This is a genomic window from Streptomyces rhizosphaerihabitans, from assembly GCF_025399795.1.
Classification (GTDB): Bacteria; Actinomycetota; Actinomycetes; order Streptomycetales; family Streptomycetaceae; genus Streptomyces; species Streptomyces rhizosphaerihabitans.
Genome location: NZ_JAODTZ010000001.1, coordinates 304,289 through 327,867, shown reverse-complemented (window position 1 = coordinate 327,867; position 23,579 = coordinate 304,289). Strand labels below are relative to the sequence as shown.

Annotated in this window: 19 protein-coding genes; 11 read left to right on the top strand and 8 right to left on the bottom strand. The window is 70.3% G+C overall.

Features of this window, described 5'->3' with window-relative positions:
- Window positions 1–83 precede the first annotated feature (83 nt).
- Together N4G66_RS01530 and N4G66_RS01525 are read right to left on the bottom strand one after the other, a co-directional pair.
- Entirely contained in the window at window positions 84–1,394 is a 1,311-nt protein-coding gene (locus tag N4G66_RS01530) for a carotenoid oxygenase family protein (RefSeq protein ID WP_261702044.1), read from the bottom strand.
- A complete protein-coding gene (locus N4G66_RS01525) occupies window positions 1,391–1,945 on the bottom strand; it encodes a hypothetical protein (RefSeq protein WP_261702043.1) in 555 nt (184 codons plus the stop codon). Before N4G66_RS01525 ends, N4G66_RS01530 begins: the two co-directional genes overlap by 4 nt.
- A gap of 94 nt (window positions 1,946–2,039) precedes the next feature.
- Between N4G66_RS01525 and N4G66_RS01520 the strand changes: the two genes are divergently transcribed.
- A complete protein-coding gene (locus N4G66_RS01520) occupies window positions 2,040–2,552 on the top strand; it encodes a PadR family transcriptional regulator (protein ID WP_261702042.1) in 513 nt (170 codons plus the stop codon).
- On the opposite strand, the gene N4G66_RS01515 is transcribed toward N4G66_RS01520, so the two are convergent.
- The gene (locus tag N4G66_RS01515; RefSeq protein ID WP_261702041.1) at window positions 2,545–2,853 is read right to left on the bottom strand and encodes a hypothetical protein; all 309 of its coding nucleotides are present in this window, start codon (window positions 2,851–2,853) and stop codon (window positions 2,545–2,547) included. The genes N4G66_RS01520 and N4G66_RS01515 overlap by 8 nt on opposite strands.
- A 739-nt stretch (window positions 2,854–3,592) precedes the next feature.
- Between N4G66_RS01515 and N4G66_RS01510 the strand changes: the two genes are divergently transcribed.
- Window positions 3,593–4,117, top strand: coding sequence for a hypothetical protein (locus N4G66_RS01510; protein WP_261702040.1), 525 nt, complete (start codon window positions 3,593–3,595; stop codon window positions 4,115–4,117).
- 218 nt (window positions 4,118–4,335) lie between these two features.
- Here N4G66_RS01510 and N4G66_RS01505 read toward each other — a convergent pair whose 3' ends face one another.
- Entirely contained in the window at window positions 4,336–8,094 is a 3,759-nt protein-coding gene (locus N4G66_RS01505; RefSeq protein WP_261702039.1) for an ATP-binding domain-containing protein, read from the bottom strand.
- 847 nt (window positions 8,095–8,941) lie between these two features.
- Here N4G66_RS01505 and N4G66_RS01500 point away from each other — a divergent pair.
- Window positions 8,942–9,706 (top strand): calcium-binding protein, encoded by a 765-nt coding sequence (locus N4G66_RS01500; RefSeq protein ID WP_261702038.1) that lies wholly within the window; start codon window positions 8,942–8,944, stop codon window positions 9,704–9,706.
- Between the two features lie 795 nt (window positions 9,707–10,501).
- Here the strand turns inward: N4G66_RS01500 and phoU are convergent.
- Complete coding sequence (phoU, locus tag N4G66_RS01495) at window positions 10,502–11,191, bottom strand: phosphate signaling complex protein PhoU (RefSeq protein ID WP_261702037.1); 690 nt, start codon at window positions 11,189–11,191, stop codon at window positions 10,502–10,504.
- A gap of 243 nt (window positions 11,192–11,434) precedes the next feature.
- Here phoU and N4G66_RS01490 point away from each other — a divergent pair, with 243 nt between their 5' ends.
- Together N4G66_RS01490 and N4G66_RS01485 are read left to right on the top strand one after the other, a co-directional pair.
- Window positions 11,435–12,718: a sensor histidine kinase gene (locus tag N4G66_RS01490; RefSeq protein WP_261702036.1), complete on the top strand. Its 1,284-nt coding sequence runs from the start codon at window positions 11,435–11,437 to the stop codon at window positions 12,716–12,718.
- On the top strand, window positions 12,715–13,395 hold the full coding sequence (locus N4G66_RS01485) for a response regulator transcription factor (protein ID WP_037622332.1): 681 nt from the start codon (window positions 12,715–12,717) through the stop codon (window positions 13,393–13,395). The genes N4G66_RS01490 and N4G66_RS01485 overlap by 4 nt, the downstream gene beginning before the upstream one ends.
- Window positions 13,396–13,604: 209 nt before the next feature.
- Here N4G66_RS01485 and N4G66_RS01480 read toward each other — a convergent pair whose 3' ends face one another.
- Window positions 13,605–14,285: a DUF461 domain-containing protein gene (locus tag N4G66_RS01480; protein WP_261702035.1), complete on the bottom strand. Its 681-nt coding sequence runs from the start codon at window positions 14,283–14,285 to the stop codon at window positions 13,605–13,607.
- Window positions 14,286–15,059: 774 nt separating this feature from the next.
- Here N4G66_RS01480 and N4G66_RS01475 point away from each other — a divergent pair.
- The 6 genes from N4G66_RS01475 (at window position 15,060) to N4G66_RS01450 (ending at window position 21,810) form a co-directional block, all read left to right on the top strand.
- A complete protein-coding gene (locus tag N4G66_RS01475) occupies window positions 15,060–15,542 on the top strand; it encodes a CarD family transcriptional regulator (protein WP_003953493.1) in 483 nt (160 codons plus the stop codon).
- 347 nt (window positions 15,543–15,889) lie between these two features.
- Window positions 15,890–16,642 carry a 2-C-methyl-D-erythritol 4-phosphate cytidylyltransferase gene (ispD, locus tag N4G66_RS01470; RefSeq protein ID WP_261702034.1) on the top strand — a complete coding sequence of 251 codons (753 nt, stop codon included), beginning with the start codon at window positions 15,890–15,892 and terminating at the stop codon, window positions 16,640–16,642.
- Window positions 16,632–17,174: a 2-C-methyl-D-erythritol 2,4-cyclodiphosphate synthase gene (gene ispF, locus N4G66_RS01465; RefSeq protein ID WP_261702033.1), complete on the top strand. Its 543-nt coding sequence runs from the start codon at window positions 16,632–16,634 to the stop codon at window positions 17,172–17,174. The genes ispD and ispF overlap by 11 nt, the downstream gene beginning before the upstream one ends.
- A 341-nt stretch (window positions 17,175–17,515) precedes the next feature.
- Window positions 17,516–18,916: a cysteine--tRNA ligase gene (gene cysS, locus N4G66_RS01460; protein WP_261702032.1), complete on the top strand. Its 1,401-nt coding sequence runs from the start codon at window positions 17,516–17,518 to the stop codon at window positions 18,914–18,916.
- Window positions 18,917–19,035: 119 nt separating this feature from the next.
- On the top strand, window positions 19,036–19,980 hold the full coding sequence (gene rlmB / locus N4G66_RS01455; RefSeq protein ID WP_261702031.1) for a 23S rRNA (guanosine(2251)-2'-O)-methyltransferase RlmB: 945 nt from the start codon (window positions 19,036–19,038) through the stop codon (window positions 19,978–19,980).
- A gap of 123 nt (window positions 19,981–20,103) precedes the next feature.
- A complete protein-coding gene (locus N4G66_RS01450) occupies window positions 20,104–21,810 on the top strand; it encodes a DoxX family protein (RefSeq protein ID WP_261702142.1) in 1,707 nt (568 codons plus the stop codon).
- Window positions 21,811–22,072: 262 nt separating this feature from the next.
- Here the strand turns inward: N4G66_RS01450 and N4G66_RS01445 are convergent, their stop codons facing one another.
- Both N4G66_RS01445 and N4G66_RS01440 read right to left on the bottom strand, forming a co-directional pair.
- A complete protein-coding gene (locus tag N4G66_RS01445) occupies window positions 22,073–22,804 on the bottom strand; it encodes a nucleotidyltransferase family protein (protein ID WP_261702030.1) in 732 nt (243 codons plus the stop codon).
- Between the two features lie 207 nt (window positions 22,805–23,011).
- Complete coding sequence (locus tag N4G66_RS01440; RefSeq protein ID WP_261702029.1) at window positions 23,012–23,461, bottom strand: hypothetical protein; 450 nt, start codon at window positions 23,459–23,461, stop codon at window positions 23,012–23,014.
- Window positions 23,462–23,579 lie beyond the last annotated feature (118 nt).

Below are 23,579 nucleotides of genomic sequence, written 5' to 3'. Positions count from 1 at the left end.
CGCGAGCCCGCCCGCCAACAGCGACCGGCGCTCGCGCGGTGTCGCGACGTCGGCTGTCGCAGCGGCCATCCGGGCTTGGTTGCTCAATCCGCAAGCCAGTTGCCGTGGAAGCCGTACGGCACGCGGGCCGGCAGGTGAATGGTTGCGACCGGGCCGGCGGCGAGGTCGCCCGCGTCCAGGATGACCAGGTCGCTGCGGTCGGCGCCGGCGTCGTAGACGTACGTCATGAGCCAGCCAGGGCCGCCCGCCGCGTCGCCGGCCGGGGCGAAGGCGGCCTCGCCGGGCGTGCGGCGGGGCCCGAAGTCGTGCGCCGTCGCCGCGCCACTGCCCAGCTCGTATCGGACCAGTGAGCTGCCGCAGGTCACGTGCCCGTATGCGGCGTCCAGCCCGGTCAGCCGGTCGTCGACCCGGGGGAACTCGCCGGGACGGTCGTCGCACTGCTCCTCGTGGACCGTCCCGGTGGCCGGGTCGATCGTCCACTTCCAGAGCACGGCCTCCTGCCTGCGGTCGATGACGTCGCCGGTGCGCCGCCACAGCTCCGGGTAGCGCATGACGTGCAGCACGATGGTGCCGTCCAGCGCGTCGTAGGCGTTGAGCGGGTGGAAGACGTAGCACGGGTCGATGCCGAACCAGCGCACCTCGCCGTACGGGTCGTTGCGGCGCAGCACCCCCAGCCGGGCGCCGTAGGCGTCGTCCCAGTGGTAGGGCATGGTCCCGGCCATGGCCAGGTCCAGGTCGAAGACGACGGGCAGGTCCATGAAGACGACGTGCTCCGCGGTGAGGTTGAAGTCGTGCATCATCGTCGGCCCGGGCACCTCGACCGGCCTGGTGATCATCAGCTCGCCCGAGGCATCCGCCCGGTGGTAGGTGAGATACGGGGCCTCCAGTGTCCCGTAGCCGAAGAAGTGCAGCTCCCCGGTGACCGGGCACACCTTCGGGTGCGCGGTCATCGCGGTGCTCAGCTTTCCGCCGAAGTCGTATGCGCCGACCGTGTCCAGGTCGCGGGCGAGTTCGTAGGGCAGGGCCGTCTCGACCAGGGCGAGGGTCCGGCCCGCGTGCCGGATGACGTGGGTGTTGGCAGGGCCCACGGTGAGGTCGCGGTGGCCCTGGTCGTCGTAGGCCCGGGCCCCGTCGGTGAAACTACGGGTGCGTACCCAGCGGTTGCGGTACGAGACGGCCCGGCCGCCCTCCAGCCGGACGCCGTGGATCATGCCGTCGCCGAAGAACCAGTGTCCGGAGGCGGCGTCGGCCGGATTCGGCCCGTTGCGGAGGTACCAGCCGGCCAGCTCGGCCGGGATCCGTCCCGTCACCGGCAGGTCGTACGCGGTGAGTTCTTCGCCGACCGGGGCGTAGTTGCCCGCCAGGTGGGGCCGTCCCTGTTGCGCGGAGGTCATCGGGCACCGGCCTTGGCCTGGACGTGGGCGACGTAGCGGACGGTGAAGATCATCGGGAGGGCGAAGCCGGCGACCTGGACGAGCGTGGCGGGGGTCGAGTGGGCGTTTCCGGCGTGCGCCACAAAGGCGAGCACGACAGCGGTCAGGGCGAAGGCCGCGGTCCAGACGGCGGTGATGATGACGTTGGTCCGGATGAACGGCTTGAGCTCCCAGACCTCGCGCGGGGTGGTGCGCTTGGCGATGCCCAACGTGAACGGCTTGCCGATGGCCAGCGAGACCCCGGCGATGACCGCCAGCGTGCCCGCCGACAGCGCCGCTGAGTAGTCGTGCACGCCCGAGTCGGGGTTGGCGAAGGCGATGCCGGCCAGCACGGCGAAGAAGACCGCGGAGCCGATCTCGATGATCAGCGCGTCCGGTCCGACGCCGGACCGTAACTGCTGGCCGATCACGGCCACCGCGACCACCAGGGCGGCCAGCGCCGCCCACTGCCAGTTACCCGAGGGCAGCACGGCGAAGACGATCCACGGGAGGAAGGTGCGCAGGTAGGACATGAGATCTCCGCTTGCTTCAGCATTTCTGTTCTGGCATGTCGAAAGTAGAAGGTCCAGTAATGACATGTCAAGAGTGGAATGTAGACTGGACGGCATGAGTCTTCGACACGCGCTGCTCGGGCTCCTCTCCGAGCGCCCCGCCAGCGGCTACGACCTGCTGAAACTGTTCGAGACGTCGCTGGCCACCGCTTGGCCGGCGACCCAGAGTCAGATCTACACCGAGCTGACCAAGCTGGCGGGCACAGGGCTGATCACGGTGGCAGCCGAGGGGCCGCGAGGCCGCAAGGAGTACGCCCTCACCGACGAGGGACTGGCCGAACTGCGGCACTGGCTGATCGAGACCAAGCCGCAGCGGAACACCCGCAGCGACATTCTCCTGCGGGTGTTCTTTCTCGGGGTGCTGACGCCCGAGCAGGCACACGGCTACCTCGCCGAGCTCATCGAGCTGTCCGATCAGGGGTACCAGAGTCTGCGTCGGCTGGAGGAGTCCGTCGACTGGGATGACGGCGGTCTTTCGGTCTACGGCCGGATCGCCCTGGAGTACGGCCTGCGGTTCAACGCCATGCGCCGCGAGTGGGCCGAGTGGGCGGCCGGCCAGATCACCTGACGGCCGGCGGACCGACGGGAGCGCTGCGGGGACCGGACTTCCCCGTGGAACCGCCCCCGGCGACGGCGTCGAGCGCACTGGTCATGGACCGCCGACTGAGCTTGTAGTCCACTTCGGCGGGAGTGAGTTCCTGGAGACCGCGCGTGAGTTCACGGGCTTCGTAGAGGTGGACGCGAGCGATGGAGCCCAGGGTGATCGCGTACGGGCCGGGTGATCGCCATCGTTCAGCGATCGCTCCCGCTTCTTCGCCGAGTTCACGGCGTGCGCAGCCGAGACCTTGCGGAGTGACCGTCGCACCCACATACGCTCCGGGGCCCCGTCCCTCCGTGCCCACAGCGTGCCCTTCAGAGCGGACGACCACGGTCAACAGCGGTGTGATCCGACCCTCAGGCACCCCGGGGAGACGGTGTCTGCGCAGGTCGGAATTCGCGTCACCGTACAAGCGTCGCTGCTTCCCGAGCTCATGGCGCTGAGAGGCCGAGTCACCTCGACGCCCTGCCATCCAGGCTCCTGCCGATGGCCAGGTCCGAGCGTGCGCATACGGCGCGGCTCAGGGGCGTTTTCATGCCGTGGAACCTCTCTGGAACCCCAGGTTGTGTGCGCCTGCGGTCGGAGAGCCTGCCGGAGGGCCCTCCGGGCCCGGTTGTTCGGCTGCTGCTCGAAGCCGTGAACGTCCGGCGCGGGCACCGGCCTTGGGGAACGTTGGTGCACGAGTCGTTTCCGCATCCCGGGACGGCATCCCAGGCACTCCCTGTTTCCGCAGCTCAACAGGGGTGGGACGGTTCCACCGTTGCAGGTGCGGCGGCAGCTGTTGCCGGAGATCACCGGCGTCCTCGAAGCTCTGGTTGTCGCACCGGCCGAGGCGGAACGACCGCCCCGGAGCCAAGACACCTGGCCGACTCCCGCCTGATCGGGCAGTCGGGCCGTCCTGTCCTCGAATCGGACGCGGACCAGGCGGCGACAAGTCGGCAGGCGCCTTCGGCACGGGAGCCGGAACCGGCCGAGAGCAACCACACACGAACCAGAGAAGGAAGACGCACATGAACAGGAAGTCCCCCGCACACCGTCGCCCCGGCCGCCGCGCGGCCGTCGTCGCCGGCCTCGTCCTGGCTGTCGGACTCGGTGTGTCGACGCAGGTGTCGGCACAGGCGTCCGTCCATGCCCCCGCAAAGGTGTCCACCGCCGCAGCGAAGTCGGTGAGCGGCACGAAGGGCCAAGCGGTGACCCGGGTCGGCGACTTCTACGGCGCGTACATCGACGCGAAGGGCGACTACGAGGACCCGGACGGCACGCTGGCCACGGCGCTCCGTACGCACTACCTGACGCCCGACTTCGCCAAGCGGCTGGCGGCCTGGGAGGAGAAGAACGGGACGGACGGCGTCCTGCGTGCCCAGAACGTCCCGGCGCAGTGGACGGTGACCGACAACGGCGCCGTGGGTATGGGCCATGAGGTGATCGTCACCCTGACCTTCGGCAGCGGGGAGACGACGCAGAAGACCAAGCTCTTCGTGCTGCTGGAGCGGTACAACCACGTCGTCGACATCACCACCACGACCAACCGCTGACGGCGGAGCCGCGCCGCCCGGTCTGTCCCGGCCGGGACAGAGCACGGGGGCAGGAAGTCGCCGGATGCCCTCCGGGGGCGGGGGCGGGTGTCCGTCCGGCGCCCGCCCTCTCGGAGGGCAGGCCCGGGACGCGACGGGGACGGCGGTGAGTCGGCATCCCCGATCAGGCACGTCGGCGTCTCGCCAGGTCGGCCACCAGGGGCGGCCGGAGCCATGAGTCAGTCGGTCAGGTGCAGGGCGGTTCGTGCGTCCGGGCCGTGCCAGCCGGCTGCGGTCCGCCATACGACGTGCACGCCGAAGGCCTCTCGAATCGCGTGGGGAGCCCAGTCCTCCGTGGGCGGCCCGGACAGGACCAGGTACCGGGTGTCCGCGGAGCGGGTCTCCACCCGGTCGAGTTCCATGAGGCGGACGGCTCCCGCCCGCAGGTGCGTGTAGCCGCAACGGCCGGCGCCGAGCACCTCGTAGCGGAAGAAGCCGTCCGGGCCCTCCAGGATCGCGTCGGAGGCGCGGGTGTCCGCAGGGCGCAGCCCCGCTCGCAGGAGCGCGGCCCGCAGTTCGAAGCGCACGGCCTCGTGGGTGTTGCAGTCCCGGTCGGTCTGCGCCTCGACGTCCAGTTGCCGCGCGAGTGCCTCGCTCCAAGCCGCCCGTCCCTCGGACGGGGCGTGGTCGGTTTCCAGGAGAGGGGCAGTGTTCATGGGGTCGGTGTCCTTCTGCTCGTGTGTCGTGCGCGGCTCGGTCGGTGGAGCCGTGATCGCCTCGGGTCGTGCGGTGGCGGCTTCGGGCGCTGTGGCGGGCCCGGGCGCCCTGTTGGGCGCGGATACGGTGCTGGGCTCGGGTCCGAGCTCGGGTCCGAGTTCCGGTACGGGCTCCGGATTCGGCTTCTGATTCGGCCCCGCCCCCAGCCCCGGCCCCGGTTCCGGTTTCGACTCCGGGTCGGTGTCGATTCGATGGCGGAGTTCGTCCTGAGCCCGGTCGAGAGCGTCGGTCCAGTGACGGAACGCCGGATCGTCCGTCAGAGCGGCTCGCAGGCCGGGAGCGTCCGAGGCGACCGCTTGGCGCGTGCGCTGGGCGAGGTCCGCCAGATCATTCAGGCGGTCGCGGTCGGCGGAACCCAACAGGCGCCATACGCTCAGCCAGTCCACCCGATCGCGGCGCAGGCAACGGCTGGCCATGCCCCTCAGTTCGGAGAGGAGAGCCGTCGTCTCCGGTGTGGTCGCGCCGTCGCCGTCGGCTATGTCCCGCAGGACGCCGAGCGCGGCCTCGTAACGGGGCGCCATCCGGGCCGAGATGGGTCTGCGGCCGAAGTCGCCGGCCGAGACCAGGCTCAGGCGGCCTTCGTTCCGGGTCACCCAGCCGTCCAGCCGGGAGCCCGTGGTCGGAGTGGGTTCGCCGTGGCGGGGGACGAGGAGAACGGTTCGCTCCGTGGCAGGTGCGAGGACCTTCACCTTCCAGTGCGATCCGGGGCCGGGGCCGAGCACCCGCACCTCGACGGCTGCGCCGACCGGCAGTTCATCGGCCGGAGCACCATCGTGGGTGGAGTCGTCGAGGGTGGAGCCGTCGGGAGCGGAACCACCGGCGCCCGGCGTTCTCCTCGACGGTGATGCCGTGGGCATCAAGTGCGAGAGGGCGGAGGAGACTTCGCCGTCCGCGTCGTCGACCGTGGTGCCGAGTTCGAGTGGCAGCGGTGTCGTGTGGAGGACCGTCAGTGTCTGGGTGCTACGGGTCAGGGCGACGTACAGCTGGCGCAGTCCCGCGGGGCCCCGGTCGGCGATGGTCGCCGGCTCCAGGACCAGCACATGGTCGAACTCCATGCCCTTGGCCTGGGCGGCGGGGAGCACGGACACGGTCCGGAGCATCTCCTCGGTCACGCCGTCCACGAGGTCGACGCGGCGGCGGACCTCCTCCAGCCAGTCGGAGTCGTCGGGAACGATGACCGCGATCGACCTCGGGGACCGCCCGTCATCGGTGCCCACGAGTCGTGCCGTACGGGCCGCCGCGTCGTCCAGCAGTTCCCAGGGAGTTGTGGATACGAGCCGAACCGCCTCGTCGCCGGCCCGTCGCACGGCCGTCGGGTAGGGCAGAGAGGGCGCGACGGCCCGGGCCAGCGGCGCCACGAACTCCATGATCTCCGCGGGCACGCGGTAACTGGTGTTCAGCTCGGCCACGCGCCAGTCGCCTTGGGCTGACAGAATTCCGCCCAACTGGCCCCAGCCGGTGTAGGAATGCGGTCCGGTGGCCTGGGCCAGATCGCCGAGCACGGTCATCGAGCCGGTCGGGCACCGTCTGCGCAGGGACCTCGCCTGCATCGGGGTGAGGTCCTGTGCCTCGTCGACCACGATGTGCCGGTACCTCTGCGGGCTCTCCCCCGCGATGAGGGAACGCAGCTCCTCAAGGCATACCAAGTCGTCGATGGTCCAGGGCTCTTCGGCGGCGCTCTCGGCCTTCGGCCGCTGAAGAAGCGCCTGTTCACCGGCGTCGAGGATCCCGGAGGCGCATTCACCAAGCCTGGTGGGCGAGTTGAGCAGACCGCGCAGTGCCTCCTCGGGGCTCAGCGCGGGCCAGACCCGGTCGACGAGGGTCGTGACCTGCCGGTTGCGCTCCAGATCGCGGCGTACGGTCGCGTCCCTGCTGCGGCGCGGGGCGATCCGGACGAGTTCACCCAGCAGCCGGTCCACCAGCAGGGTGCGGAACCGGTCCCTGCGCGCCCGGTAGCCTTCGGGTCCCTCCCGGGCTTCCTGGAGGAGGCCGAGCACCTCCGAGCGCGGCAGACGCAGGGAAGTGCTGCCCACGACAACGACGAAGGCCGCTTCGTCCTGGGCGTGGGAGGGGGCGGAGACGACGGTGTCGACGGCTTCGGGCCGGCACTCGCTCTCCACTCGCCTGCGCAGTACGGCCGCCATCCGTTCGTCGGACTTCACCAGCCGCGCCGCGGTGGAGTCCGCGCCCTGGATCTCCCCTTCCCAGAGGCGGGCCAGTTGTACGGCGGTGACGTTGCGGGTGCCGAGGGTCGGCAGTACGCGCCCCACGTACTCCAGGAAGTTCTGGTGCGGTCCGACGACCAGGATGTCCTGTGCGCGGAAGTGGTCGTTGTTGACGAGCCAGGTCACTCGGTGCAGACCGACCGCCGACTTTCCGGTGCCGGGTCCGCCCTGAATGACGAGGATGTCCGCGGGCGAACCGGTGACCAGTGCCATCTGGTCACGTCTGATCGTCTCCACGATGTCGCGCATCCGGCCACTGCGGGACCGGCGCAACTCACGCAGGAGGAACTCGTCGACCGGTTGCGGCTTTTGACGCCGTCGGCCGACGGCATGTCGCGGAGACGGGACGGTACGCGGCCGTCCGACGTCGTTCCCGGTGGGCGGGGCGGTGGTGCTTTCCGGCTTCTCCTGGGCTTCCTCAGGCTCATGAGTCCCAGGGGCTTCAAGCGTTCCAGGTGCTTCAGAGGCTTCGAGCGGAGCGGGTTCGTCCTCGAAAGCCGGTGATGAGGCGGCCTCTTGACCGGGTTCCAGCGAGCCGGTGCGCGGTTCCGCTGCCGGGGTGATCTCGTCCAGGAAGTCCTCGACCGTACGCTCGGCGCAGCGTAACCGGCGCCGCAGGAGTACTTCGCCCGGCGTCTCAGGGCGGGCGTTGTGCCAGCTCACGGCGATCGGGTTCGTCCAGGAGACGACCACTTGATCGCGGGTCTCGGTGTCGAAGACATGGCGTCGTCCGACGTAGAACGTCTCCGGCTCGGCGTCGCCCGGTTCCTGGACGTCTACGCGGCTGATGACCAGGGCCTCGCCCCCGAGACCGCCGTACTCCTCCGCCGTGCTCTCGGCCTTCCTGCGGACCGCTACGCCGTCCTTGCCGCTCGCGGAAGCCGTGGCCGTCGACGGCGACGTCATCTCCGCGAGCCGGGCCTCGTAGCAGTCGTAGGCGCGGTCGACGGCCTTCTGCTCGATGGCGATGACCGCGTCCCGTGGTGTGGTGCTCACGTGTGTCCCCTCCTGGCAACGCCCCTCGCGCTGCCGCGGGCCAGGGCCCGCCTCCCCTGCCCCAGAGGTAGCAGAGTTCGCCGGTCAGACCACGGTCAATCGGACAACAGCCCCATAATCGAGCAGAGTTCGACCTGTCGCGAGCACATCCGGTCCTTCGGAATCCCCTGCGGTGCTCGGGTTCAACCAGCCGGAGCGAGGCGACGCGGCCTGAGGGCGGACGGATCTCTGATGAAGTCGCCGGCCTGAGAGTTCTCCGCAAGGGCGCGCTTGTCGCCGAGCCAGCGGCCGTGTCCGGCAGGCCTGAAACCGTGCGTACACTGCGCGCAATTGTCTGTGACCTGTCGGGGGGCTTCGACGGGTCTTCCGCGAGGGATCTCATGCGCAAGTCGACTCCCGGCGCCGTGTTCGCCGGCGCCGCGGCCTTAACCGGTCTCCTCGCGGCCGACTAAGGGCTGTCCCGTAATCCCCGGTGGATCGGCGCGCGGCGTCAGATGCGGTGCATCGCAAGGCGGAGGGTCGTCCTCATATTGGGCGTATTCGGGCGATCCGACAACGCGGCGAGGTGCCGTAGCTGTCGTCGTGCGCCCGCCGGGGATTACGGGACAGCCCTTAGGCAGCGCCCTCACCGTCACCGGCAAGCTCACCCGTCCCTCGGGGCCACCACCACGAGCTCGTCGGGGACGCCGACGTCTGAAGTCGCCGCGACATCGGACAGGTGCCGGCGCCACGAGCTCCGCTCCATCACGACGACTCCCGGCGTCAAGGACGCCGGGGACTTCGTCGACGTCCGGTACGCCCCTATCGCTACCGCACCATTCATTCTGCTGACTGTTTCTGGAGAGAAATGCGCATACGTACTGCAGCGGCCGCCACCGTCGGCACGTTCGCCCTGCTGTCGTTCCTGACACCCGCGGCGCACGCGGACACGAGGAAGGGCGACACCGTCTTCACCTCGGTGGCCTTCAGCAAGACCACCGTCAACGTCGGCGTCAGCACGACACAGACGCTGACGGTCACGGCCACCGCCAAGGACGGGTCCGGGATCAAGGAAATCTACGGCGCCAAGCTGGTGAGCCCCGACAACCGGGTCATCTTCGCCGGCTCCGCCAGCTGCACGAGGCCCTCGTCGACGACCAGGAAGTGCGTCTACAAGTACAGCCTGAACCCACGCGGCACCAACTATGACCTCAAGAGCAGCTCTGCCGGCACCTGGCACTTCACCGCGGAAGCCGCCGCTGTGGATCAGGACTTCTTCACCCTCAATACCAGTGCTCCGGTCAAGATCAGGCGATACGCCCAGTTGGCGACCACACAGGCCTCGCCCGAGCCCGTCGTCAAAGGCCGCACCCTCACCGTCACCGGGACGCTGACCCGGGCGAACTGGGACACCAACGTGTACGCGGGGTACGGCGGCCAGCGGGTGGCGCTCCGGTTCAAGAAGTCCGGCTCCTCGACGTACACCACGGTCAAGACCGTGACCACCGACAGCAGCGGCAAGCTCAGGACGACGGTCACCGCGAACTCGGCCGGCACCTGGCGCTGGACGTTCGGCGGCACCGGCACCACCAGCGGCGCGACCGCCCTGGGCGACAGCGTCGCCCTCGGCTAGATGCGGGTCCGGGACGCGCCCCGGACCCGCACCCGTCAAGGGCGAAGGGCCCCGTCACGGCGACGGGGCCCTTCTGGACGTGCGTATGCGATCAGCCGCACTGGCAGGGATTGCCGGACTGGCAGCCGCAGCCGCAGCCGGAGCCGCAGCCGCAAGCGCCGAACAAAGGGAGACTTTTGATCTCGGCGGGCTGTTGGGTGTCGCGGTCCTGGGTCGGGTCGGGCGTGCTGGGGGATTCGGCCATGGGTCCCTCCTTCAGGCACGGAGGCGTCCGACGCACACCGCGCCGCACAGCCCCTGTCGCCCATCTCATGCCCAGTAGGGCGGGCGCATCAACGGCGCACTGAGGCGTCTCACGCGCCCGCGGCGTGAATCCCACGCGGGGCGGGCCAGGATCAGGGCGCGCCCGCCGCTCCCGCGGGGGAAAGCGCTGGGCCCAGCCGTCCCCGACCGGGAACGGCTGGGCCCGCAGGCTCCGTGTGTCCGGAGAGAGCTGCGCCCGCCGGGGAGAGGTGGGCCGGCCGTAACCCCTGGCCCGTCTGGGAGAGCCGGTCCCGTCAGGAAGCCTCGGCCCGTCCCGGGAAGGCATGCTCGTAGCCCTGGTCCGTCTGGGAGACCGGGTCCGCCGGGAGGCCTTGGCCCCGCCCGGAGGAGTCAGGCTGCTCGTGGCCCTGGTCCCGCCCGGGCGGAGCCGGGCCTGTCAGGAGGCCCAGGCTTCGCCCGGGGGAGTCAAGCTCGTAGCCCCGGTCCGTCCGGCGAGAGTCGGGCTCGTAGCACTGGTCCGGTCGGAGAGGGCTATGCGCCCTCCACCCCCGTGGCCGGCTGGATGTCCGGCTGGAGTTCGTCGGCGTGTTCGCCGGTGACCAGGTAGACCACGCGCTTGGCGACCGAGACGGCGTGGTCGGCGAAGCGCTCGTAGTAGCGGCCGAGGAGGGTGACGTCGACGGCGGTCTCGATGCCGTGCTGCCACTTGTCGTCCAGCAGGTGCTGGAAGAGCGTGCGGTGCAGGAGGTCCATCTCGTCGTCGTCCTGCTCCAGCTGCATCGCCAGGTCGACGTCCTTGGTGATGATGACCTCGGCGGCCTTGGCCATCAGGCGCTGGGCGAGCTGGCCCATCTCCAGGATCGTGGCGTGCAGGTCGTGCGGGATGGCGCGGTCGGGGAAGCGCAGCCGGGCCAGCTTGGCCACGTGCTGGGCCAGGTCGCCGGAGCGCTCCAGGTCGGCCGACATCCGCAGCGAGGTGACGACGATACGGAGATCCGTCGCCACCGGCTGCTGGCGCGCCAGCAGGGCTATCGCGCGGGCCTCCAGCTCGTGCTGAAGATCGTCGACCTTCTGGTCGGCGGCGATCACGCTCTCGGCCAGCTTCAGATCGGAGTCGAGGATGGCCGTCGTGGCGCGCCCGATCGCCGACCCGACGAGCCGGGCCATCTCGACCAGGCCGTCGCCGATCGAGTCAAGTTCCTCGTGATACGCGTCACGCATGTGGTAGTCCCTCTCGTACGTCAGCTTTGGGGGTCCGGGGTCCGGGACCGCGCTGTTCCGGTCGCCGCTCGGCCACCGGAGGGACCCGAGAACCCCACGCTCCCACGTTCGGACCCGTACGCGTCCGTTTCCGGCACCTCAAGTGAATCAACACTGGCTCCTGGGTGAACTCTGGGCGACGAGTGTTCGAGCTCGCACTCGGATGGCTGTGGCCAGGAGCGACGGCATGCCTAACCTGGGTGCATGGACGTGAACGCGGCGGTCGCCGCAGCGGCAGCGATCGCCGGAGTACTTACCGGTGTCATCGCCATGCTGGCGTTCCGCTGGAGCGAGCGCGACCAGAAACGCCCGACACGCACTTCTCTGCACACGGACGCGGTGCTTCCGCCCGGTGTCGACACCGTGCTGTCGGTGCTCAGGTCCTCGGCGGTCGTACTCGACGAAGCGGACGCCGTGGTCAAGGCCAGTTCGGCGGCGTACGCCCTCGGGCTGGTGCGCGGCGGCAAACTGGCCGTCGAACCGATGCTCCACATGGCGCGTGACACCCGTCGTGACGGGGAGATACGTCAGGTGGAGCTGGACCTGCCGAGAAGGGGCACGGGGAGGGGTGAGGCCCTCGCCGTTTCGGCGCGCGTGGCTCCCCTCGGATCGCGACTCGTCCTCCTTCTCGTGGAGGACCTGACGGAGGCACGCCGTATCGAAGCCGTACGGCGGGACTTCGTCGCGAACGTGAGCCATGAGCTCAAGACTCCCGTCGGAGCGCTCTCCCTGCTCTCCGAGGCCGTCATGGACGCCTCGGACGACCCGGAGGCCGTCGAGCGCTTCGCCGGGCGCATGCAGATAGAGGCCACCCGGCTCACCAACCTCGTCCAGGAGCTCATCGACCTGTCGAGGGTGCAGAACGACGATCCCCTGGAGGACGCGGAGCCGGTCCGTGTCGACGAACTGGTCGCCGAGGCGATCGACCGCTGCCGCCACCAGGCCGGCACGAAGCAGATCACCATGGCCGCGGGCGGCACCGCCGACCTGAGCCTGTGGGGGAACCGGGGCCAGCTCGCCGCAGCCCTCGGCAACCTCGTCGAGAACGCCGTCAACTACTCGCCCGCCCGCACCCGCGTCGGGATAGCCGCCCGCCGGGTGACGGCACCCGGCGGGGAACACATCGAGATCGCCGTGACCGACCAGGGCATCGGCATCTCGGACAAGGACAAGGAGCGCGTCTTCGAGCGCTTCTACCGTGTCGATCCGGCCCGCTCCCGCGCCACCGGCGGTACAGGCCTCGGGCTGGCGATCGTCAAGCACGTGGCCGCCTCGCACGGCGGGGAGGTCACGGTGTGGAGCTCCGAGGGTCAGGGCTCCACGTTCACCCTGCGGCTGCCGGAGGCGACCGCGGCCCGCGAGCGCGTGACCGATCACCACCACCACATGCCCGGACTCGACGAAGAGGACGAGAACGGGCAGCCCGACGGGACGACCACCGTCACATCCCCGTATGAACCGCTTCCTGCCCCGGAGGTCCTTCCGTGACCCGTGTGCTCGTCGTCGAGGACGAGGAGTCCTTCTCCGACGCCCTGTCGTACATGCTCCGCAAGGAGGGCTTCGAGGTCGCCATCGCGACCACCGGGCCCGACGGACTCGACGAGTTCGAGCGCAACGGCGCCGACCTCGTTCTCCTCGACCTGATGCTGCCGGGGCTGCCCGGCACCGAGGTCTGCCGCCAGCTGCGTGGCCGCTCCAACGTTCCGGTGATCATGGTCACCGCCAAGGACAGCGAGATCGACAAGGTGGTCGGGCTCGAAATAGGAGCCGACGACTATGTCACCAAGCCCTTCTCCTCCCGGGAGCTGGTCGCCCGTATCCGGGCCGTCCTGCGCCGCCGCGGGGAGCCGGAGGAGGTGGCTCCGGCCGCCCTCGAGGCCGGTCCTGTCCGGATGGACGTCGACCGACACGTGGTCACCGTCTCCGGCGGCAAGGTCGACCTCCCGCTGAAGGAGTTCGACCTCCTGGAGATGCTGCTGCGCAACGCGGGCCGCGTGCTGACCCGGATGCAGCTCATCGACCGGGTCTGGGGCGCCGACTACGTCGGTGACACCAAGACCCTCGACGTCCACGTCAAGCGCCTGCGCGCGAAGATCGAGCCGGACCCGGGCGCGCCCCGGTACCTGGTGACGGTGCGCGGTCTCGGCTACAAGTTCGAGCCGTAAACCGGCCCCACCTCCACGCCCGTGCGGGAGTACGGCGTAGAGCACGACGCGGGAGTACGACGAAGGGCGGGACCCCTGGAGAGGGGTCCCGCCCTTCGTCGTACGGACTGCTGTGGCGCGTACGGGCCCGCCTATGGACCACGTACAGGCCGCGTACCGGCCCGGTTACGGGCCGTGGGCGAGCCTGCCCGCGGCCGGCGGGCGTCACCTCACTGGGAGGCGGACGCCGATGCGGTGGCCGTGGTGGTGCCCGACGCGCTCGACGACGCGGTGTTGCCCGGCTGGCCCGACGCGGACGCGGCCGGGGAGCCCGTGGCCGAACCGGACGGCGGGGCGGCCGGGGAGGCAGGGGCGGCGGAAGCGGTGGGCGCCGCCGGGATGTCGCTCGGACCCCACTTGGAGAAGTAGCTCTCGGCCGGGACGACAAAGGCGCTCAGGCTCACGGCACCGGTCTCGCTGAAGGCGAAGGTGACCTTCTGGACGCTGCCGTTCAGGACGGTCCGGGAGGGGCTGGACAGCGCCGCGGAGGCGTTGCCCTTGCCGCCGATGACGATCGAGCCGCCGGCCGGGACGGTCAGCTTGCCCTTGCCGCCGACGGGCGTGATCTGGGCGGTGCCCTCGCCTTCGACGCTGATGGAGTCCAGGGTCTGCGCGCTGGTGCCGTTGTTGAACAGCGTCGCGGAGATCACCGCCGGACCGGTGGCCTTCACGTCGGGCTGGGTGATGACGAGCGCGTTCTGGACCTTGATGTCGCCCACGGAGGTGGCCGCGTTGTCCGGCTTGACCTCCAACGTCTGGGCGTTGCTGCCGGCACCGCACGCGGCGAGTGAGGCGATCGAGAACGCGATGACGGCGGCGGCGAGAGTGCCGCGTCGAAGGCTGCTGCTCACGGCGGCGGCAACTCCTTGAACGTGGGCGAAGCAGGGCGACCTCTGTCTAAAGCCGCCCTAAGGGTCTGTCAGCGGCCTTAGGTTACCGATCCGTTCCCGCGCGACCGCACCCGACCCTCCCCAAGCCGCCGACTTTGCCTGCCCGAGGGGAAAACGGGGGCTCGCTCCGGGTGGGGCGCCCTCCGGGTGGAGCGGGTTCCGGGCAGGGCGGGCTCCCGGTAGGGCGGCGCCGGGGCGGAGGGGTCCGCGGGGCATGCGCCCACGGGCTCCGTTGCGCCGGGTGTGCGCCCCACTGTTCACACTCCGCTCCTGCGGCGCGTCGGCTACTTTGATCGCGCGCTCGTCCGCCATTCACATAAGTTCGCCGACTTAGGCTTGCGCATTTCGTGGAATGAATGCCCTGTTCTCCGGGAAATGGATCACGGGGGTCATCGAGGGTCGATGAGCAGGTGATCATCGAGCGCCTTGATCAATTCCGGATTCGTCTCGTACTCGGCTCCGCCCATCGAACGGAGTAGCGGAAGTCGCGCTCTTGGAGCCGGACAAAACAGGATGTTCAGACCCTGGTGGCAGGTCCCGGGTGTCTGTAACGTACGCGTTTCACTCCGCATGGACAGCCGCTCCGACCTGCGAATACCCTCTTCCGCTCGCCCCTCGCAGCACGTTCCTGTTGCGGTTGTCAAGCCCCGAGATATGCCCTGACCTGCGAAAACGCCATTCAGAAGACGCCGTTTCCGTGTTACTCTGGATAGCCACGGAAGGGGTACCTGTCACATGACGTTCAAGGTTGGCGACACCGTGGTCTATCCCCATCACGGGGCCGCGCTGATCGAGGCCATCGAAACTCGCCAGATCAAAGGCGTGGACAAGACCTACTTGGTGCTGAAGGTCGCCCAGGGTGACCTGACGGTACGTGTGCCAGCGGACAATGCGGAGTTCGTCGGCGTACGTGATGTGGTCGGTCAGGACGGGCTGGACCGGGTCTTCGAGGTGCTGCGCGCGCCGTACGCCGAGGAGCCCACGAACTGGTCGCGTCGCTACAAGGCAAATCTGGAGAAGCTCGCCTCCGGCGATGTCATCAAGGTCGCGGAAGTCGTGCGTGACCTGTGGCGTCGTGAGCGCGAGCGCGGACTCTCCGCAGGTGAGAAGCGCATGCTCGCCAAGGCGCGCCAGATTCTGGTGAGCGAGCTCGCCCTCGCGGAGAACACCAACGAGGACAAGGCCGAGGCCCTGCTCGACGAGGTTCTCGCGTCCTGACGCCGGCTCAGTCGCCGAGACGCCGGTCGTCTTGACGTACGCCCAAGCCTGCGCAGCAGCGCAATGAAATGCCGCGGTGCCCGATGACGCAATTGCTGTCGCCGGGCGCTGCGGCATGTTCGTACCCGCGCCCATTCGGTAAAACCGGACGTTCACCCGGCATCGGCTTTCCCGCGGTATACCGGCGTATCCGATACTTGGAGTGCCGACCCGGGCCCTCGACTCGACCGGATGTCACGGAAGGGTCCGGTCAAGGCGTCGCGCCCGGCGCTCCCCCAGCTCTCCGAGCAGGGGGTACCCCCAGGCCATACCCATCCCGGTCGAGCACACAAACCTGACAGGAACCGATGTCTGACGTTTCGCTCCCTTCGCCGCCGGAAGCCCGCACCGCTGCCGTGATTCCGGCCGCCGGACGAGGTGTGCGCCTCGGTCCGGGCGCCCCCAAGGCGCTCCGCGCGCTGAACGGCACGCCCATGCTCATCCACGCGGTCCGCGCGATGGCCGCGTCCCGCGCCGTGTCCCTGGTCGTCGTCGTCGCCCCGCCGGACGGCACGGCCGAGGTGAAGACGCTGCTCGACGCGCACGCGCTGCCCGACCGCACCGACTTCCTGGTCGTCCCTGGCGGTGACAGCCGCCAGGAGTCCGTGAAGTACGGGCTCGACGCGCTGCCGCCCGGCATCGACATCGTCCTCGTTCACGACGCGGCCCGGCCGCTCGTCCCCGTCGACACCGTGGACGCCGTCATCGAGGCCGTACGGGACGGCGCTCCCGCCGTCGTACCGGCGCTGCCGCTCGCCGACACCGTCAAGGAGGTCGAGCCCGCGGCCGTCGCCGGGGAGCCCGAGCCGGTCGTGGCCACCCCCGAGCGGGCGCGGCTGCGTGCCGTGCAGACGCCCCAGGGCTTCGACCGCGAGACGCTCGTGCGGGCCCACGAGACCGTCACCGACAACGTGACCGACGACGCGAGCATGGTCGAGCAGTTGGGCGTGCGGGTCGTGGTCGTGCCCGGCCACGAGGAGGCGTTCAAGGTGACGCGCCCGCTGGACCTGGTGCTGGCGGAGGCGGTCCTCGCACGGCGGAGGCTGAACGATGGGTTCTGAGACGCCGGAGCGGACGGCCGGACAGGATGCCGCGGCCCGGAGCGGTCCGGCTCCCGTACTCCCGCTCGTCGGGATCGGCACCGACATCCACGCCTTCGAGGAAGGGCGGGAACTGTGGTGTGCCGGCCTGAAATGGGAGGGGGAGGGGCCCGGACTCGCCGGGCACTCCGACGCGGACGTCGTCGCGCACGCCGCGTGCAACGCGCTCTTCTCGGCGGCGGGCCTCGGTGATCTCGGGGCCCACTTCGGCACCGGGCGCCCGGAGTGGTCCGGGGCGTCGGGGGTCGTGCTGCTGACGGAGGCGGCGCGGATCGTCCGCGAGGCAGGCTTCGTCGTCGGCAACGTCGCGGTCCAGGTCGTCGGGCCCCGCCCGAAGATCGGCAAGCGGCGGGACGAGGCCCAGAAGATCCTTTCGGACGCGGTGGGGGCACCGGTGTCGGTGTCGGGCGCCACGACGGACGGGCTCGGATTCCCGGGCCGGGACGAGGGACTGATGGCGGTCGCCACGGCACTGGTCGTCCGGGCGGGCTGAGATCCGCCGCGAGGCAGGTCCGAGACCGGGGCGGACTCCCGGGTCCGCCCCTCGGACCCTCCGGATCGTAGGGACCCCTGGACGACCCTCCGGACCCTCCGGACCCTCCGGACCCTCCGGACCCTCCGGACCCTCCGGAGCCATCGGGTCCCCGTCGTCCCCGCTCCCTGAATTCCCCGATGTTCCCCGGCCCGCCCGGTGTTCACCCGAAAGGCTTGTCCTCTTGGGCCGGACGGGGCGGGCGGGGTGAACCGGACGGGCGGTCCCCCGTATGTCACGAATACGTGGCCTTGCGAGGGAAGGGTCGCGGGGCACTACCCGGGGCCCACTACCCTGGAGTGGTGACCATTCGCCTGTACGACACCAGCGCCCGGCAGATCCGTGATTTCACCCCGCTCATGCCGGGTTGCGTCTCGATCTACCTCTGTGGCGCGACCGTGCAGGCCGCACCGCACATCGGGCACATCCGCTCGGGCCTCAACTTCGACATCATGCGCCGCTGGTTCGAGTACCGCGGCTATGACGTGACGTTCATCAGGAACGTCACGGACATCGACGACAAGATCATCGCCAAGTCGGCCGAACAGGGCCGCCCCTGGTGGTCCATCGGCTACGACAACGAGCGCGCCTTCAACGACGGTTACGACGCGCTCGGCTGCCTGCCGCCCACGTACGAACCGCGTGCCACCGGCCACATCCCCGAGATGATCGAGATGATGCGCGGGCTCATCGAGCGCGGCCACGCGTACGCCTCCGACGGGAACGTCTACTTCGACGTGCGGTCGTACGACGGCTATCTCCAGCTCTCCAACCAGGAGCTCGACAACCTGCTCCAGCCGTCGGGCGAGGGGGAGATCGGCAAGCGCGACCCGCGTGACTTCGCCATGTGGAAGGCCGTGAAGCCGGGCGAGCCGAGCTGGGAGACGCCCTGGGGCCGGGGCCGTCCCGGCTGGCACCTGGAGTGCTCGGCCATGGCCCACAAGTACCTGGGCAGCGCCTTCGACATCCACGGCGGCGGGATCGACCTGATCTTCCCGCACCACGAGAACGAGATCGCGCAGGCCAAGGCCTTCGGCGACGAGTTCGCGAAGTACTGGGTGCACAACGCCTGGGTCACCATGAGCGGCGAGAAGATGTCGAAGTCCCTCGGGAACTCGGTGCTCGTCTCCGAGATGGTCAAGGCGTGGCGCCCCATCGTGCTGCGCTACTACCTCGGCACCCCGCACTACCGCTCGATGATCGAGTACAGCGAAGAGGCCCTGCGCGAGGCCGAGTCGGCGTTCGCGCGTATCGAGGGCTTCGTGCAGCGGGTGGTCGAGAAGGCGGGGGGCGTCGTCGAGCCGTCCGCCGAGGTGCCGCCCGCGTTCGCCGAGGCGATGGACGACGACTTGGGCGTCCCGCAGGCGCTCGCCATCGTGCACACGACGGTCCGCCAGGGGAACTCCGCCCTCGCCGCCGACGACAAGGAAGCCGCCGTCGCCCGCCTCGCCGAGGTACGGGCCATGCTCGGCGTCCTCGGACTCGACCCGCTGGACTCGCAGTGGGCCGACGAGAGCGACCGCGGCGATGACCTCCACGGCGTCGTCGACACCCTCGTCCGGATGGTTCTCGACCAGCGCGAGGCCGCCCGTACCCGCAAGGACTGGGCCACCGCGGACGCCATCCGCGACCAGCTCAACCAGTCCGGCCTGGTCATCGAGGACGGTCCGCAGGGGCCGCGCTGGACGCTCGGACCGCGCTGAGCACCCGCTCCGGCGGCCCCGGCCGACCCCCGTCGGCCTTGATCGATTGTGCCGCCCGGACCTCCGGGCGGCACACTTCATATACGTACACACGCACGTCTCACACAGACAGGTAGGTCATGGCTGCTAACAACCGCCGCATGTCCGGCAAGAAGGGCGCGCAGGTCGGCAGTGGCGGCCAGCGGCGCCGGGGCCTGGAAGGCAAGGGTCCGACCCCGCCCGCCGAGATGCGCAAGGGTCACAAGAAGAACCGCATCGCGGGCGCCAAGGCGAAGCAGATCGTCCGCCGCCCCGCCCACCCCAAGGGCCGCGGCGGCAAGGGCACGTCCGAGATGGTGGTCGGGCGCAACTCCGTCGTCGAGGCGCTGCGCGAGGGCGTCCCGGCCACGATGCTCTACGTGCAGCAGTTCATCGACAACGACGAGCGGGTCCGCGAGGCGCTCCAGCTCGTCGCCGAGCGCGGCGGCATCCACCTGATGGAGGCCCCGCGCCCCGAGCTGGACCGCATGACCAACGGGCTCAACCACCAGGGTCTCGTCCTTCAGGTCCCGCCGTACGAGTACGCGCACCCCGAGGACCTCGCCGCCGCCGCGTACGACGAGGGCCAGGACCCGCTGATCGTCGCCCTCGACGGTGTGACCGACCCCCGCAACCTCGGTGCGGTCGTCCGTTCCGCCTCCGCCTTCGGCGGCCACGGCGTGGTCGTGCCCGAGCGCCGTGCGGCCGGCATGACCGCCGGTGCCTGGAAGACGTCGGCCGGTGCCGCCGCCCGTACGCCCGTCGCGCGCGCCGCCAACCTGACGCGCGCCCTGGAGTCGTACAAGAAGGCCGGTCTCGTGGTCGTCGGACTCGCCGCGGACGGCGAGGTCGAGGTCGGTGACCTGGAGGCGCTGGGCGGCCCCGTCGTCATCGTCGTCGGCAGTGAGGGCAAGGGTCTGTCCCGACTGGTCGGCGAGACCTGCGACTTCCGGGTGCGGATTCCGATGCCCGGTGGCGCGGAGTCGCTGAACGCCGGTGTCGCGGCGGGAGTTGTGCTGTACGAGGCGGCACGCCGACGCGCCTGAACAAACGTCCAGGCGGTCACCCTCGTGGGACAATCGGGATGTTCTGAACGATCTTGACGCGGTCCGGACAGTTCGGCGTGGTCAAAGCAGTGTCCTAACCACACGTCACTCGGTTAGATGAGTGTGGACACCAGAACACCCCGCACACCCACGGGGGACCGCTCGTCGGGATTCGACGACGTTCCCGCGCTGAGCATGGTGAAGGTGCCGAGCGATCCGGCGCAGGTCATCGTCAATCATGCGAGCTTCCGCGTCCAGCTGGCGGGCGCCTCGCGAGGCCAGTCCCCGCGCTTCGCACGGCACTTGGGCTCTCCCGGCGACGCCGCGCGGAACCCCGGTGTCGCGCCGGGCCGGGCGGGCAGAGCCGCTCCGGCCGACGGGGCCCGCCGCCGTGCGCCCGTCGTCTGGAGCGGGAAGTCCGCACCGGACGACACCGGCGCCCACCGCCTGCTCCAGGCCGTACGAAGCGCGGGCCTGACCCACGGCTCCAACGGGCCGAAGGCCGACGCCGGTTCGACCCAGGTCATCCCGCGCATCGGCGAACAGCCCGGCTACGCAGGCGATCTGACCGTCGACACGGTCGAGACGCCCCTGGTCGGCAGCCCGCGCACTCCCGTCGGCGAAGAGCAGCGGCTGCTGCCGCGGATGCGCAGCGTGGGCAGCGCCTACGACGAACGGGCCTACGGCGAACAGGCCTACGCGGACGCCGACTTCGGGGACGACGGCTACGAGGGCGACGGCTACGACGAGACGGCGGGCGACGCCCCCGTCAGGCGGCGCAGCTCCGACCCGGTCCGGCACGCCTATCACCCGGGCCGCCGGATGAACCTCGGCGTCGTGCTGCTCCCGCTGCGTGTCTTCCTCGGATTCATCTCCGTCTACGCCGGCATGGGCAAGCTCTGCGACCCCGTCTACTTCGACGGCGGCAAGCGCGGCTCCATGACGAAGTGGCTCAACACCCTGCACCCGTGGGAAGTCGCGGAGCCGCTGCGGCAGTTCGCGCTCCAGCATCCCGTCGGCTCCGGGCTCGTCATCGCCTTCTTCCAGGTGATCGTCGGCGTCCTGACCGTCCTCGGGTTGTGGCAGCGGGTGGCCGCGATCGTCGGCGCGATGCTGTCGGCGGCGCTCATCGTCACGGTCAGCTGGAAGACCGTGCCCGCGTACGACGCGCCCGACATCATCTACCTCGCAGCCTGGTCCCCGCTGATCATCGCGGGCGCCCCGGTCTACTCCGCCGACGGGCGGCTGGCCAGTGAGGCCTGGCGGACGCTCGGGCCGCGCGCCGACATCTGGGACCTGCGCGCACGGGTGCTGCGCCGCGGCGCGCTCCTCACGGCCATCGTCGTCGGACTGACCCTGCTCATCGGTTCGCTCCTCGGCGGCGCCGTCCGAGACTCCGGCCGGATCGTCGTCCCCGGACCCGGCGAGGCCCCGCGCAACGAACTGCCCGGCTCCCCGCTCCCCGAGACGCCCGGCAAGCGGCACCAGAAGGCCACCCCGTCGGCCTCCGTGGCGCCCAGCCGGAGCAGCTCCGCGCCCCCGTCGCATGCGGCCGGTACGCCGGGCGCGACCCAGGAGACCGGCCGGGCCGGCGGCGGGCAGCCCAGCCAGACCCAGGGCAGCGGCCAGGCCCCGCCCCAGCAGTCCTCGCCGGTCGACCAGGCCCCGAGCACCAGCGCGGGCCCCACCGGCAGCGGTGGTACCTCGACCGGCGGCAGCAGCGGGGGCAGCGGCGGCACCGGCGGTACGGGCTCCGCGAACGGCACCTCCACCGGCGGCGGGAGTTCGTCCACCGGCCAGCCGGGTCTGGTGGGCGGCCTGCTGGGCTGACGCCCTCGCCCCACCGCAACGACGACAGGGCCCCGCACGCAAGCGTGCGGGGCCCTGTCGTCGCCTTGCGCGTGAGCAGCTCGGAGGCGGTGGCGGAAGCCGCCGTGGGGGTGTGGGCGCAGCTCTGTCCGCCGTGCTGTGGCGTTGTGTGCGCAGCCCTGTCCGTGGCTCGCGTGCGCAGCCTTGTCCGTCGCGCCGTCGCTTTGCGTACGTGGTCACGTCGCCGCGCCCGGACGGCTCTCGTAGGGCCGGGAGGGCGTCTCTAACGACCCAGGGCCGCGAGCTCCTTCGCCGCCTCCGTGAGGTCCTTGGCGGTGTCGATGGCGCGCCAGTAGGCACCCTGCGGGATCGGGAAGCCGGACAGCCGGCGTTCGCGGGCCAGGCGGGGGAAGGTGGTGCGCTCGTGGTCGCCGCGCTCGGGGAGCATGTCGGTGAACTCGGGGGAGAAGACGTAGACGCCCGCGTTGATCTCGAACGTGGAGGGCGGGGCCTCGATGAAGTCCGTGATGTGACCGAAGCCGTCCGTCTTGACGGCACCCCACGGGATGCGGGGGCGGGCCAGCGCGAGGGTCGCGACCGCGTCGCGCTCGGCGTGGAAGTCCGCCATGTCGCGCAGCGAGAAACGGGTCCAGATGTCACCGTTCGTCGCGTACCAGGGCAGGTCGGGGTGCGGGAGGTGTGCCGCGGCGTACTTGAGGCCGCCGCCGCGGCCGAGGGGCTCCGTCTCGACGACGGTCGTGACGTTGAGCGGAAGGTCGGCCGAGTCCAGCCACTTCTGCAGGACGTCGGCGAGGTGACCGCAGGAGACGACGACGTCGGTCACGCCCTCCTCGGCGAGCCAGGTCAGCTGGTGGCCGATGATCGGTGTCCCGGTGCCGGGGATCTCGACCATCGGCTTGGGCCGGTCGTCGGTGTAGGGACGCAGCCGGGAACCCTGGCCGCCGGCCAGGACAACGGCTTGAACGGGGCGCGACGCGGCGTTCGGATCGGTCATGCCCGAACTGTACGTGGCGCCCCGCACGCGGCTTCCTGCGGCAACCGTTCCTTAATCAGCTGTTACCGGGCTGCCCGGAATCGGCTGATTCGCGGCGCTGTGGACCGGGTGGCACGTGGTGCCGCGGGCGGCGGCCGTGAAGGGTTGTGCCCCTCGGAGGGAGCTTCGGTCTCCGAGGGGAGCCGCGCCGGGGACGGGGCGGTGACCTCAGAAATGGGTGGCCGCGACCCCCGAGGCGAACGCTGTGTCGCAGACGGGCCGGGCGAAGGACTGGGCGCGCGTCGGCCCGTACGCACGGACCGCGGCGCGGCCCAGGGCGCGGGCGATGGAGGCGCAGTGCTTCGCGAGCGTCGGACGGCCGTTCACCGCCTCCTGGAGGTGGGTGAGAGCCACGCCCGGGTTCTTCTCCTGGAGTTCCAGGAGCAGCTTGTCGCGCAGGACGTCCTGCGGGGCACGGGAGACGGCTCGTGCCGAGACGTCTTCGGAGGACGCGGTGAGCACCGAGCTCGAGGAATTCCCCGACCAGTTGACTCGGGTGACCGCGAGAGTCCCGGAGAGCACCAGGACGACAGGCAGAACGAGGGCGAGGGTGCGGCCGATCCGGCGGGCGGGGCCACGGCCACGCCGGGTCCGTTGGTTAGTGGTGGAGTGCTTCACGCGAGTGAGGGTAGCGCGGGGTGATGATTTGGCGACATTTAGTCACCGGTTCGAGGGATGGGGAAGTGGTGTTTTCTGGGTACTGGGTTGACGCACGCATATCGAAATGCCCGGTCTG